Here is a 14,444-nt window from a genome sequence, read left to right as displayed (position 1 = left end):
TAAAATGAAGGAGTCTTGCTGAGTGGTTAAGCGTATTGCAATAACAATGCTGTGTGTCGCAAGTTTATCTGGTTGTGCCAGTTTTATTTCCAGCGGCACCGGTACGGCTCCTGTAGGAACGGAAAGTGGGGCGCGTACCTTGGGGCAGGTATTTATTGATTCCTCGATTGTCCGTACTGCAAAAATTAATCTTTATAAATTGGATTCGCGCTTTAAGCAGGCCCGGGTTAATATTGAAAGTTTTCATGGCAATGTCTTGCTGACCGGTCAGGTGCCGGATGCACACTTAAAACAATTGGCAGAAGACAATGTCAAATCAATGAGTGATGTCAAGGCCGTGCATAATTTTATCACTGTGGGTAATCAGATCAGTTATAGCACGATCATGCAGGATACTGCGGTGACTGCCAATACCCGTGGCCTGATCATGAAAGCCACAGTCGTTTCGGACAGTAAAGTCCATGTGCATACGGAAGATGGCGTACTGTATGTGATGGGGCGTTTAAACAGTGCCGAGATTGCAGACCTGAATCAGGTCTTACAACAGGTCGGCAATGTGACCAAAATCGTGACCTTGATCGATAATATTGAACAGTCTGCAAATCTAAACAATCAGAATTTTGCTGCACCAGCTTATGCACAGCCAGCTATTGAACAGACACCGGTAGCTATTGATCCTGATACGGTTGAACCGACCAATGAACCATAAGGTCGGCCAGTTTAAAACCCAACTGTCACAACGTATTCTTCAGCTGCAACAACAGTATCAAGATTTCAGGTTATATGATTTTGGCAGTTATGCGCTCAATCGTTTAACCCCAAGACAGGGTTATACAGTTGAAACCCAATTGGCTTATGGCCTGAAATCTCGGCAACGCTTTGACTTGTTCCGCAGCCAGCAGCCTTTGCCACATCGTCCGCTGATTGTTTTTGTGCATGGCGGGGCGTGGTTGCATGGCGATAAAAAGGATTACCGCTTTATTGGTGAGGCCTTTGCCAGAGAAGGTTATGATGTGGTGGTGATGAACTATCATCTCGCGCCACAGCATATTTTTCCGGCCTATATTCATGATCTGCATCTGTTGCTGGAACATTTGCAGCAGTCGGCTGCGCAGCTACAAATCTGTGCTGAAAATCTGGTCTTGATGGGACATTCTGCCGGGGCATTCAATGTCATGTCTGCTTTGTACCATCCGCAATCTGTCAATATTGATCACAATCAGATTCGTGCGATTATTGGTTTGGCGGGGCCTTATCATTTTGATTATAAAGATGACCCGATCTGTGCCGATGCATTTGATCAGGCCGTGCCTTATCAGCAGGTAATGCCTTATTATTTTGTGAGAAATAGCTCAACCCGGCATTATCTGTTTATTGCTGAAAAAGACAAGATTGTGGGGCATTTCAATAGTCAGGATCTGGATCGCGTACTGAAAGAGAAGGGCAATCACAGTCATTTGATTCGTATCCCGAAACTCGGCCATATTACCATCGTCGGTTCGCTCTCCAGTCTGTTTAGCCGCTATTTCCAGACCAAGGAACAAGTACTTTGGGCATTGGAAGATGCATTTAAAGGCTAATAGGACGATCTAAATAAAATGAAGTGCAATAAAAAAATCCAGCAAAGCTCATTTGCTGAATTCTTTTTATGTGCGAGTGGAGCACGTAATCAATCAAGACTTAGAGCCAGGCTTTAGTATCATCCGCGACGGCCGTACCTTGAGTGACATGCTTGATCATGGCATGGGCAATACTGCCTTTAAACGGAATTTCAGGCAGCTGATCGAATTTAAAGAATTGCGCATCGCTAATTTCTTCTTCCTGCAGCTGTAGCTCACCGCCAGCATATTCTGCCTTGAAGGCAATCATCAGATTGCTTGGGAAAGGCCAGGGCTGGCTGGCCAGATACTGAATATTCTTGAGTTGTAAGCCAACTTCTTCTAGCGTTTCACGACGTACTGCATCTTCCAGCGTTTCACCCACTTCAACGAAACCGGCAATCAGTCCATACATCTGGCTTTTAGTATTACGTGCATTTTTGGCCAGCAGAATCTCGTCTTTGCCTCGGGTAATGACGGTAATAACGCAAGGCTGTACCCGTGGATATTGCCGGTAGTTGCAGGATGGGCAGACCATGGCATATTCAACAGCATGCGCTTCAGTCGCTGTACCGCAATGACTACAGAACTTATGGTTACGACGCCATTCTAAAAGTTGTACTGCGCGGCTGGCCTGTTCGAATTGCTGGGTATTCCAGAACTGTAACAGCTGACGGATGGGAACTAGTTGCAAGCCTGCAGGAATCGGCTCATCGGGAAGAAGATCACGGGCAATCACCTGATCACCCGTGTGGAGTAGCAAATCACTTGCTAAGGCTTCAACCCGTGGAAGTTGAAAGTGTTGATCGACCAGCAGTTGCTGTTGTTGAAAAATATAAGCAAGTGATAATTTGGACATTAGGCAACTATTTTGAGTTTCTCACTACTGTCCAATGCTACCTGAAACATCGCCTGTAATACAGGCTGTTTGTTCTTTAAGTTATCAATCATCATGTCGGCACTGGCCAGGGTGTCTAAAGCACGATGAATTTCTTCCGGACTTAATGCAATCGACAGATCAATACGGTTCTTGATGAATTCTGCAGTGGTGGTGAACGCAGTACGAACATGTTCTGCATTCAGGAACAGCATCGCGCCGCCAATCTCGCAAAACTGTACAGGAACAGGTTCGAGGGCAGTCAAGTCATGATCTTGCAGGTAATTGCTGAGAATCTGGCTAGAAAGCTCGATCAGGGCCTTGGTTTCTGTGAGTAAAGCAGCGTGTGCTTCATCCAGACGGTCCAGAGAAATATTCATGTTGTTGACGCGCAGCTGCAAGCGGCTCGAAGTGTGATGACGTTCCAGTACGCCAATCGAGTTCATGGCAGACAGAATGACATTCATCAACTGCTGGGCAAAGCTGGCATCCTGCATAATCTCGGGCTGGCTCAGTGAAGCAGCCTGACGGGTCAGGTCATGATAGGCTTCATTCAGGTTCAACACCTTGAAGATATTGGCCAAACTATTCAGTTGAGCCTGCAATTCCTGAGTCTTTTCAGGCGTCATATTCTGATAGTTGAACTCGATGTCATTACGAATTTGCGCCATTTCCGTGGTCACCAACTCGCTAATGGTATGCATGGTTTCAAAGTCAGGCCCATACAGATGGCGACTAAAGACCTGTAATTGCATATCGGTCAGCAGGTCATCGCCCACATTGAGCTGGCTACGGATAGATTGCGCGGTTTCATCTTCCTGACTGATACACAGGCTGAGCACATTAGCTAAATCTGACAACGAAGCCTTGAAGCTGTCAGCCGAGCTAAAATACTGTGCCATGTTACGCTCAATGCTCACCAGTGTGCGTAGACGTGGCTCATTAATCAGCAGGTGCTCAATATTGTTAAATGCCACATAGACCAGATTCCAGTACTGCTTGCTGTCATGTTGTTCTGCAAGTCCTGCCAGATAAGCACCTACCAGTTTGATGGCTTGCAAATCCAGTTCACTTTCTTCCTGATTGATCAGCTTGTTGAGTGACAGCTTATACAGGCGATGTACATATTGGGATTTTTCCAGACTTGGTGCCTGTGGCAACGAAAAATCAGGGGTGACGCAATCCAATAAACCTTCTACATGCTGGCCTTCAGTCGTCAGTGGCTTACCCAAAGCCAGTTCCAGACGGTTCAGGGTATCCAGCAAAAACTGTGGAATTTTCACTTCACGCAGACAGATAAATTCGATATAGCGTTTCAGCATAGTGGTGCCTTCACTCAAGGCGATCACTTCTTGAGTATTGACCTGCGCCGGATTCCCCATAATCTTGCGCATCAGTTCTGCTGAATATTGAGCGACTTTTGCTAGACTGGACATGTCGATGAGTGCCAGAACCTGGGCGCATTGTTCGAACTGATTTAATGCATCATCAATACCAAAAGGTAAAGTCTGGTCTTCTACCAAGGTGCTTACTGCTGATTCGACTAACTTGATCGAGTTATCAACCTCATTTTTTATTATCAGTAAAGCTGTTGGATCAAAATGTATAGAGGTTTGGTAAGACATGATCTGCACCTTTCCTGGAGTATTATCTATATATGAGCCCCGCTTTAAACTACGGGGCCTCTTTGTATTTACTATAACTGAAGAACGATAGTTTTAAACCTAAAGTATCCCCGGAAATGTAGATTTTATTTCGCGAAAAGGCAAGCAGTTCCATGTTTTTCTTCGAATTGTTTGACCCAATTCTCATGTTCTTGCAGTTCCTGTTCTGACGGAAGAATTACCGGTAATTCAATTTCAACTCTGGCCATCCCTGAGCGGCTGTTCTGGTCTTCAGACTGAGACAGGGCATCGATATCAAAAGACACCTGTCCACCGGTCATCGCCAGATAAACATCCGACAGGATTTCCGCATCAAGCAAGGCACCGTGGAAAGTACGGTCGCGTTGTGGAATCTCGTAACGGCGCACTAAGGCATCTAGCGAGTTTTTCTGACCGGGATGCTTGGACTTGGCCAGTGCCAGGGTATCGGTGACGTCACAGACTTCGGAGAGCGTTTTAAAACCTGCGCGTTTGAATTCCATATCCAGAAAGTTCATATCGAAGGTCGCGTTATGCGCAATAATTTCCGCGCCGTGTAAATAGTCAAACAGCACTTGAGAAATTTCTTCAAACAGCGGTTTGTCTTGCAGGAATTCGTCGGTGATCCCGTGGACATTGACAGAATCACCGACCGGTGTTTTCGGATTGATATAGATATGAATCGAGCTGCCGGTCAGTTTGCGGTTAATCATTTCCAGCGCGCCGACTTCAATAATCCGGTCACCATCCTGATAATAAAAACCGGTGGTTTCAGTATCCAGAATCAGTTGTCGTGGGCCATGCAGCTGTAACTTGGCCGGTGTAATGACAATTTGCGGATGTATCTCAGTCGAGGCAGATGCGTCTGAAGATGAAGCATCTTCATTGCTGTCCGTTGCTAAAACTTCAGTCTGTACAATTTCTTCAACAGTCACTTCGATGATTTCTTCCGGCAGGTCTTCCAGCTCTTCTTCACTCTCAGCCAGATCCAGACCGAAAGGATCATCTAGCAACCAGTCGGGTTCAGATTTTTTTTTATCTTCAGATATTGAAAGGCTTTGCTTGGATTTTTTCAGGGTTTCATCAGCACCCAGATTGGCCAGCTGATCGGCCATTTCATTGCCCGGATGTCCAGCATGACCTTTGACCCAGTGCCATTCAATATCGCGTCCTTGACAGACTTCATCGAGTTTTTGCCACAGATCCGGATTTTTGACGTCTTTCCAGTTTTTCTTTTTCCAGCCGTGAATCCATTCGGTAATGCCTTGTTTGACGTACTTAGAATCGGTATAGATCACCAGTTTATCTTGCTTGTCACAGAACAGAATCCCTTCAATCGCAGCCGTCAGTTCCATACGGTTATTGGTGGTATGATCTTCACCGCCATAAATTTTGTGTTCTTGTTGGCCATTAACAATGTACGCACCCCAACCCCCTAAACCCGGGTTGCCGCGGCAGGCGCCATCAACATAAAGTGTGATAGTGTGTGACATAGATTAAATCCGATCAAAATAGAACAAGCTGGAAGGCTTATTGTATAGCGCAAATGCAGTCGATCAATCTATATGTCCGGGATTTTTTAATTTCTTGTAACATTTAACGTGAAATCGCGGTAAATTATTGGCTTGAGTCTTCGACATGCTTCACTACAATGGCATATCTAAAAAATAAATTTATATACGAGTTGTTTGGATTTCTTTATGTATAAACCAACCGCAATTTTGTGGCAGCCGACATTACCTACATTTTTAAAATATTCTGTACTGGGAACTGCGCTTGCTTCTCTAGGACTGACGGGCTGTTCATCTACACAAAGTGCGACCCAAACAGCATCAAGCAAGCAGGTTGGATCACAATATCTGGATGCCAGCAGTCTGGATGGACTCGAAGATTTACTTTCTGCAACGGATATGCGTGCAGTCGAAGGTGACCGTTTACAGATTCTGAAACATGGTGATGTCTGGAAACGCATGACCGTGGGTTTCAAGATGGACTTAAGTGTCTGGAATCCGCGGATTGATGCTCAGCGTGGCTGGTTTATTTCACGTCAGCCTTATCTGGATCGCTTAAGTGCGCGTGCATCACGTTATTTATATTACACGGTAAAAGAAGCAGAACGCCGTGGTATGCCGACCGAGTTGGCGCTGTTACCGATTATCGAAAGTTCTTATGATCCGGCTGCGACCAGTAGTGCGGCGGCGGCAGGTTTATGGCAATTTATTCCAAGTACCGGCCGTATTTATGGTTTAAAGCAGACCTCATTATACGATGGTCGCCGTGATGTAGTGGAATCGACCCGTGCAGCCTATGAATTTTTAGGCAGTCTGTATAACCAGTTTGGTTCCTGGGAATTGGCGCTCGCTTCTTATAATGCCGGCCCAGGCCGTATCCAGCAGGCAATTAACCGTAACAAAGCCGCAGGTCTGCCCACCGATTATTGGTCCTTGAAACTGCCACAAGAAACCATGAGTTACGTGCCACGTTTCTTGGCGGTTGCACAAATTATTAAAAATCCCGGCAGCTATGGGGTGAGCTTGCCACCGATTGCCAACCGTCCGCATTTCCGTGAAGTGCCAGTGGGCGTTGCCAGTTTAAATGAAATTGCAGCCATCACTGGTCTAAGCCGTGCAGAACTGTATCAATTAAACCCGGGTCATCGTGGTGATCATATTGATCCTGCAAGTCCGCGCCGTATTCTGATTCCAGCTGACTTAAGTCCTTCAGTGGATGAGAAGCTGAAAAAATTATCCGGTTCAGGTGGTTTATGGGCGAGTAACACGAACAGCTTGCCGCGAAATACGACGACAGTGGTGCCCACCAGAGCTGCACCGCCAGAATTAAATACCAAAACGATTACACCTTCTAAACAGACTCCGCCAGCGGTTGTTAGTAATCAGCCTGCAACGACTGTTGCCAAAACGACGACTCCGGCGAAAGCTGCAAGTACGCCACCTGTCGTCACAGCAGCGGTAAGTACCGCGACAACGGCCAATACTGTAACGAAGACTACGAAAAAGATTTCGACACCTAAAGGCTCATCTGCCTTGGCCAGTTTTGCGGCACAAAGTGATTTGCCAATTCCAAGTGCGCCGCGTATTCCGGTAGCTGTGACACCTGCGGCGCCAGCGAAACAGATTCAGGTCGAACCACCGATTTCGGCAGCTGAGCGTCAGCAAGTTCAGCAGGCGGTCATCGCACAGGATATTCAGAAAACTGTGGATGAAATTCTGCAGCCTGTTGCAACACCGGCAGAACAGGCCCAAGTGGTTGAGGAGCTGAAAGCGTTGGCGCCGGCAGGTACAGAAATTGTTGATCCTTATGATGGCAAAATCAAGCTGACTGCCATTCAAACCAGCCTGTCGGTGGCTGAGCAGCAAGGTAAGGAGCTGACCAAAGGCTTCTCTTATCCAAAAGAAGTTGCTGACAATACCACTGCGAACTCGGTTGAAGCCAAGCTAAATCAGGGCAAAAATTACGTCAAGACGGATTCTGAAGTGGTGGTAGTGGCTCCAAAAGGCAAACGCAGTACCTATAAGGTATTACCAGGTGATAATCTGGCAATGATTGCGGCCAAAAATGGCGTGAACTGGCGTGATGTGGCGAAATGGAACCAGATTGATCCAAATTCTCCGCTGTATGTGGGTACCACCATTTATCTATATGATGCCAAACCTGTACAGGAAGCCAGCAAAGCCAAAGAAAAGCCGGAAACTTATGTCGTTCAGGCCAATGACTCTCTGACCAGTGTAGCGAATCAGTTTGGTTTTAGCGTGAAACAACTGGCTGATTTTAATGGACTGAGTACCAATAGCGGTCTGTTTGTTGGGCAAAAGCTGTCACTGAAAGAAACGGTTGCCTCTAAATCCAAAGCTGAAGAGATTAAAAAAGCTGAAACTGCCAAGGTTCAGACTAAATCCTATACAGTGAAACGCGGTGAGTATCTGAAACTGATTGCCGATCGTTACGGGCTTTCAAATGCTGAACTGGCATCCTTGACTTCAGGTCTGACTGCCGGTAGCAGTCTGATGGTGGGACAGAAAATCAATGTACCACTTCAGGAAGTTGAAGGGCTAACGGCATCTAGCCAGAAAACTGAGCAGAAGTTTGAAAATGTCAAAGTCGATCAGACTGCGACTGAAAACTATCAGGTCAAACGCGGTGAAACCCTGTATAGCATTGCCAGTCAAAGCAAGCTGAGTGTCTCTGAACTAGCTGCACTGAATGGGTTGTCTGCCAATAGTGGTTTACGTATAGGTCAGACCATCAAGATTCCAGCCGGTAGTCAGATCCCTGAAACCTATACGGTTCAATCGGGTGATACGTTGACCGGCATTGCCGCAAGATACAATCTGTCAATGGACCAGGTGGCGAGCCTGAATGGCATGTCACGTAATGCCGGCTTGCGTGTAGGACAGCGTCTGAAACTGAGTGGTGAAGTCGCAGAACCGGTACGTGAAGTGGTCGCGGAAACTGCGGCCAAGAATACAAAATCGGATTCGCATGTGGTGAAATCAGGTGAAACCTTAAGCTCTATTGCGCGTCAGTATCATTTACAACTGAAATATCTGGCAGATTTAAACGGTCTGAATACCAATAGCTCAGTGCGTATTGGCCAGCGTTTAAAAATTGAGGGTGACTTTCCGGCAGATAAAAAAGTTGAAGGCGTGAAAGTGGCAGCTAAGCCTGTAGCTTCTAAGGCAACTGAATCCTATACGGTAAAATCCGGTGAATCCTTGAATGTAATTGCCAGCCGTTTAGGCATAAGCGTGACCGACCTGGCTCAGTTAAATAATCTGAGTCCACGCGCAGGATTGCGTGTCAGTCAAACGATCCAGATTCCAAAACTGGTGACGGATTATAAAGTCAAACGCGGTGATACCTTAATCGGTCTGGCTTCACGTTATGGTCTGAACAGCAATGAACTGGCGGAAATGAATGATCTCAAACCAAATACACAATTGCGTATTGGCGATGTGATTAAAGTACCGAATTAATGAATGGATCATGAGATTCGCTCATTTATTTAAAACTTTCAGGTTTATCTGGCTAGCCCCGCTGCTCGTGAGTAGCAGTTGGGCAGCCCTGATCACCACCCCATATATCGCGCTATATAACCAGCCGAAATATGCCCAGACCAAATCCCTGCCTTATGCCAATCCGCAAGCAACGAAAGGCGGTACGCTGATTCTAGCAGCTGATGGCAGTTTCGATAATTTAAACAGCATGAATGGCAAGGGCAATGTCACTGAAGGGGGCAACTATATTTTTGACAGTTTGCTGTCCAAGTCACTGGATGAGCCCGGTGTGTACTATCCCTTGCTGGCGGAAAAAGTCAGTTTTGACCCCAAGAAAACCGCCTTTATTATTTTTCATTTAAATCCGAAAGCACGGTTTAGTAATGGCCAGCCGGTAACTGCACAAGATGTCAAATACAGTTTTGAACTGTTTCAGACCCAGTCCAATTTTGGCCTGCAGATGTATTTGGCTGATTTAAACCGGCTGGAAGTCCTGTCACCTTTACAGGTCAAAATGCATTTTAAATCCGGACATAATCCGGAAATGGCGATGATTGTCGCGCAGATGCCCATTTATTCTAAACAGGAATGGCAAAAGCGTAATTTTAAAGAATTGACGCTGAAACCGATGCTGGGTTCAGGGCCTTATGTCATTGAACACATAGATGCTGGACGTAGTATTAGCTACAAACGTAATCCCGGATACTGGGGAAAAGACTTGATGGTCAACCGCGGGCGTTATAATTTTGACCGGATCAAGTATCGTTATTATCGTAGTCCTGAAATCAAGTTCGAAGCTTTCAAGTCGGGCCAATTTACCTTGCATGAGGAAAAACAGGTCAACCGCTGGGTGAAAGACTACCAGTTTCCCGCCGTTCGGCAAGGACAGGTGCAGCGTTACCGCTTTCAGCATCACAACCCGATTCCGACCCATAGTCTGATATTCAATACCCGCCGTCAGCCTTTTGCCGATATCCGTTTCCGCCAAGCCTTGAGTTTTGCCTATGACTTTGAATGGCTGAATAAAGCCATGTTCTATGGTGAATATCAGCGCCTGAACAGCTTTTTTTCCAATAGCGAGCTTGCATCTCATAGACGGCCAAGTGTTCAAGAACTGCACATTTTGAAACCCCATTTAAAGCAGCTTGATCCGGTTCAACGTCAGGCGGTACTTGAGGACTGGAAATATCCTCAGTCAGATGCCTCCGGTTTTAACCGGAACAATCTGTTAAAGGCCCGTCAATTGCTATTAAAGGCAGGCTATCGTTATCAACAGGGGAAGTTGGTCAATGCTGCGGGTCAACCGGTACAGATTGAGTTCCTGTTACATCAGGCGGAACAGCAGCGTGATCTGATGCCATATCTGCGTCATTTAAAACGCTTGGGCATTCAGGCCAGCATTCGTATGGTAGAAACCGCGCAATATTATGAACGGCTGCGGAATTATCAGTTTGATATGATTGTCGATACCATGCCGCAATCCCTGACACCGGGGCAGGAGCAGAAACAGTTCTGGGGCAGTCAGGCCGCCACGCAGCCAGGTAATTATAATTATGCCGGCATTCGAAATCCGGCCATTGATGCCGTCATTCAGCAGGTGACACAGGCTCAAAACCGTGAACAGCTGGTGAATAGTACCCGAGCATTAGACCGTTTACTGCGTGCAGGCTATTATCATATTCTGACTTATGGTACGGGCGAATACTGGTATGCTTACTGGAATATGTATCAGCAGCCGCAACGAAAACCTAAACTCTCCGCCGGGATTGACTACTGGTGGGTCGATACGGCAAAGGCCAGACATGTGGCTGATTATTTCAAACAGCATTAAGCTCCAAGCCTATCAGGGAGTGCCATGAGCACTTATATTCTCAAACGTCTGTTGCTGATGATTCCAACCTTGCTGATCATTTTGCTGATCAATTTCATGGTGATCCAGCTGGCACCCGGTGGTCCGGTGGAGCAGGCGATTTATCAGGCGCAACAGGTCAATGGTTTGGCGCATACCGGATTGCAGTATCAGGGAAAGCAAGGCCTCACACCGGAGATGCTTGAGCAGATTAATATCCAGTACGGCTTTGACCAGCCGCTGCATATCCGCTTTTGGGAAATGGTAACGCGTTATGCGCAGTTTGATCTGGGGCAGAGTTTTTTCAAAGACAAGCCTGTGACCGAGCTCATCTGGGAGAAATTGCCAGTATCCCTTTCTTTAGGCCTGTGGAGTACCTTGCTGATTTATCTGGTCTCCATTCCTTTAGGGATCAGAAAAGCCCGAAAACATGGCAGTCTGTTTGATCAGACCACCTCTCTAGTGTTGGCCGTAGGCTATGCCATTCCAGCCTTTATTTTTGCCATTTTACTGATCGTCTTTTTTGCTGGCGGGTCTTATCTGCACTGGTTTCCCTTGCAGGGCATTCGCTCTGAAAATTTTGCTGAACTCTCATTCTTTGCGAAAATTCAGGATTATTTCTGGCATATGGCCTTGCCGCTGTTGGCCATGGTGCTTGGCGGATTTGCCAGTTTGACCTATCTGGTGAAATTTTCTTTTGTGGAAGAACTGAGCAAGCAATATGTCCTGGCTGCGCGGGCCAAAGGTTTAACTGAACATGCAGTGCTGTATCGGCATGTATTCCGGAATGCCATTTTAGTGCTTATCGCAGGTTTGCCCGAAGTCCTGATCGGGGTGTTTTTTGTGGGAAACCTGTTTATCGAGATTATCTTTAATCTGGATGGGTTAGGTGTTTTAGGTTTTGAGGCGATTATCCAGCGCGACTATCCGGTGATTTTCGGTACTTTGTTTATTTTTACCTTGCTCGGCCTGCTGCTGCGTTTACTCAGCGATTTGCTGTATCAGCTGATAGATCCACGGATTCATTTCAGTTCACGTCGAGGATCACAATAATGTCTTCCTTGATGCAAGCACGCTGGCAACGTTTTAAGCAGCATAAGCTGGGCTTTAGCTGCTTTATTATTTTCAGTGCTATTTTCATCATTTCCTTGGGTGCAGAACTGATTGCTAACGATAAGCCCTTACTGGTGAAATATGATCATGCTTTTTATCTGCCCATCCTGAAATCCTATCCAGAAACCACATTTGGCGGAGTATTTGAGACAGAAGCAGAATATAAAGATCCGGCTGTACAGCAACTGATTGCAGAAAAAGGCTGGGCGATCTGGCCCATCATTCCGTTTTCCTATCAAACGCCAAATTTTGAACTGGCTGAACCGGTGCCTTCGCCCCCGAGTGCGCAAAACTGGCTGGGAACAGATGACCAGGGCCGTGACGTTCTGGCACGGATTCTATATGGTTTAAGGATTTCATTACTGTTTGGTTTTGCTTTGACGCTATTGTCTGCGGCGTTGGGAATTTTAGCAGGGGCAATTCAGGGTTATTATGGTGGATGGATTGACCTGATCGGGCAACGCATACTCGAAGTCTGGAGCGGTTTGCCGATGCTGTTTATGGTGATGGTACTGGTCAGTCTTTTTACCCCGAGTATTTACTGGCTATTTCTGATCATGCTGTTATTTGGCTGGACCACATTGGTGAGTATGGTACGCGCTGAGTTTTTGCGCGCCAGAAATCTGGAATATGTCTGGGCAGCAAGAAGTATTGGGGCCGGGGATGGACGGATCATGTTCAAACATATTCTCCCCAATGTGATAGGTTCTAGCCTGTCACAGTTACCTTTTATGCTAACCGCCAATATTACTGCACTGACAGCGCTGGATTTTTTAGGGTATGGTTTGCCACCCGATTCGGCATCCCTAGGGGAACTCTTGCTTCAGGCCAAAAACAACTTAAATGCGCCGTGGCTGGCATTGTCGGGATTCTTTAGTTTGGCGATTGTACTGAGTTTGCTGATCTATATGGGAGAAGCGGTACGGGATGCTTTTGATCCAAGAAACTAAATCACAAAAATCTTTAACCATGAAAAAAAATAAGCAGATAAAAATTGTGTAAATTTGACAAGACTGATTGTCAATTGTTCTGGCTTACGTTATAAACGAGTACAAAATAAAAGTAACGTATCAGGACAGATCATGACTCAATTGGCCGATTCCATTCAAATTCGCAATACCACTTTTAAAAACCGCATCATCAAAGGTGCCATGAGTGAAGCACTGGCCAATGATGCCGGCCAACCCAATCCGGCGCATTTCAAGTTGTATGAAGCATGGGCCGAAGGTGGCTTGGGTTGTGCTATTACGGGTAATGTCATGGTGGATTATCGTGCCAAGAATGAACCGGGCGTCGTAGTGGTAGAAACAGAACGCAATCTGGCGCAGCTCAAAGTCTGGGCCGACGTAGGCAAACAGCATGGCATGGTACAACTGGTCCAGTTGTCGCATCCGGGTCGCCAGTGTCCTAAAGGTCTAAATAAAGAAACGGTTGCACCGTCCGCAGTACCCTTTAGTCCGGCTTTGGCAATGAGCTTTGGAACCCCACGGGAACTGCGTGAAGATGAAATCCTGGATATTATCCAGCGCTTTGCCACTTCGGCTGCTATCTGTGAAAAAGCAGGATTTGAGGGGGTGCAGTTGCATGGGGCACATGGTTATCTGATTAGCCAGTTTCTGTCACCGCTGACCAATAAGCGTCAGGATCAATGGGGTGGTAGTATTGAGAATCGTACCCGTTTCTTGCTGCAAACCTATCAGGCTGTTCGTGCTGCGACTTCGGAAAATTTTATTATTTCGGTCAAGCTGAATTCAGCTGATTTCCAGCGTGGCGGTATTAGCGAAGAAGATGTCATTTATGTCTTTAAGGCGATGGACGCTGCAGGCATTGATATCATTGAAGTGTCAGGTGGTAGCTATGAAGCACCTGCGATGGCCGGCGTGAAAGCAGACAAGCGCAAGGCCTCGACCATTGCTCGTGAAGCCTATTTCCTCGATTTTGCCGAAAAAATCCGTCAGGAAGTGAAGTGCCATATCATGGTCACTGGTGGATTCCGAACTGTTGAAGGCATGAATGCCGCGCTTGACAGTGGTGCTTGTGATTTTGTCGGGATTGCACGTCCCTTTGCGGTAGAACCTGACTTGGGCAATCGTCTGGTTGCAGGGCATGATGTACGTTATGCGGTTGAGAAAATTAAAACCGGTATTCCAATGGTCGACAAAATGGCGATTATGGAAATCATCTGGTATGCCGCGCAGTTTAAAGAAATTGCCAAAGGCAAGCAGCCTAATCCAAAGCTGTCACCACTAAAGGTCTTTTTGCAGTATCTGAAAGGCAATGTCAAAGCGGTGATCAAGGGACAATTAAACTCGCGAAAATCGGCTTAATCTTTATTAAAAAACCGGACAC

10 protein-coding genes are annotated in these 14,444 nt (G+C 46.4%); 7 read left to right on the top strand and 3 right to left on the bottom strand.

Annotated features, from left to right (window positions below; all coding sequences use genetic code 11):
* The first annotated feature begins 22 nt into the window (after positions 1-22).
* Both PV763_RS00505 and PV763_RS00500 read left to right on the top strand, forming a co-directional pair.
* Complete coding sequence (locus tag PV763_RS00505) at positions 23-709, top strand: BON domain-containing protein (protein ID WP_420937188.1); 687 nt, start codon at positions 23-25, stop codon at positions 707-709.
* Positions 699-1,580: an alpha/beta hydrolase gene (locus PV763_RS00500; RefSeq protein WP_420937187.1), complete on the top strand. Its 882-nt coding sequence runs from the start codon at positions 699-701 to the stop codon at positions 1,578-1,580. Before PV763_RS00505 ends, PV763_RS00500 begins: the two co-directional genes overlap by 11 nt.
* Positions 1,581-1,680: 100 nt before the next feature.
* On the opposite strand, the gene nudC is transcribed toward PV763_RS00500, so the two are convergent.
* From nudC to dnaQ, 3 genes are all read right to left on the bottom strand, one after another.
* Positions 1,681-2,457 (bottom strand): NAD(+) diphosphatase, encoded by a 777-nt coding sequence (gene nudC, locus PV763_RS00495; RefSeq protein WP_420937186.1) that lies wholly within the window; start codon positions 2,455-2,457, stop codon positions 1,681-1,683.
* The gene (locus PV763_RS00490; RefSeq protein ID WP_253174588.1) at positions 2,457-4,100 is read right to left on the bottom strand and encodes a chemotaxis protein; all 1,644 of its coding nucleotides are present in this window, start codon (positions 4,098-4,100) and stop codon (positions 2,457-2,459) included. The genes nudC and PV763_RS00490 overlap by 1 nt, the downstream gene beginning before the upstream one ends.
* Before the next feature lie 125 nt (positions 4,101-4,225).
* Positions 4,226-5,611 carry a DNA polymerase III subunit epsilon gene (gene dnaQ, locus PV763_RS00485; protein ID WP_420937185.1) on the bottom strand — a complete coding sequence of 462 codons (1,386 nt, stop codon included), beginning with the start codon at positions 5,609-5,611 and terminating at the stop codon, positions 4,226-4,228.
* Between the two features lie 207 nt (positions 5,612-5,818).
* On the opposite strand from dnaQ, the gene PV763_RS00480 reads away from it, so the two are divergent.
* The 5 genes from PV763_RS00480 (at position 5,819) to PV763_RS00460 (ending at position 14,422) form a co-directional block, all read left to right on the top strand.
* Entirely contained in the window at positions 5,819-9,112 is a 3,294-nt protein-coding gene (locus tag PV763_RS00480) for a LysM peptidoglycan-binding domain-containing protein (RefSeq protein WP_420937184.1), read from the top strand.
* A gap of 10 nt (positions 9,113-9,122) precedes the next feature.
* On the top strand, positions 9,123-10,964 hold the full coding sequence (locus PV763_RS00475; protein ID WP_420937183.1) for an extracellular solute-binding protein: 1,842 nt from the start codon (positions 9,123-9,125) through the stop codon (positions 10,962-10,964).
* Positions 10,965-10,988: 24 nt separating this feature from the next.
* Positions 10,989-12,035: a microcin C ABC transporter permease YejB gene (gene yejB, locus PV763_RS00470; RefSeq protein WP_420937182.1), complete on the top strand. Its 1,047-nt coding sequence runs from the start codon at positions 10,989-10,991 to the stop codon at positions 12,033-12,035.
* Positions 12,035-13,045: an ABC transporter permease gene (locus tag PV763_RS00465; protein ID WP_420937181.1), complete on the top strand. Its 1,011-nt coding sequence runs from the start codon at positions 12,035-12,037 to the stop codon at positions 13,043-13,045. Before yejB ends, PV763_RS00465 begins: the two co-directional genes overlap by 1 nt.
* Before the next feature lie 132 nt (positions 13,046-13,177).
* Positions 13,178-14,422 carry an NADH:flavin oxidoreductase/NADH oxidase family protein gene (locus PV763_RS00460; protein ID WP_420937180.1) on the top strand — a complete coding sequence of 415 codons (1,245 nt, stop codon included), beginning with the start codon at positions 13,178-13,180 and terminating at the stop codon, positions 14,420-14,422.
* The last annotated feature ends 22 nt before the right edge of the window (positions 14,423-14,444 follow it).

The sequence above is a fragment of the Acinetobacter sp. AS5 genome (genome assembly GCF_048957595.1).
In the GTDB taxonomy this organism is placed as follows: Bacteria; Pseudomonadota; Gammaproteobacteria; order Pseudomonadales; family Moraxellaceae; genus Acinetobacter.
This window is presented reverse-complemented; position numbering and strand designations above follow the sequence as displayed.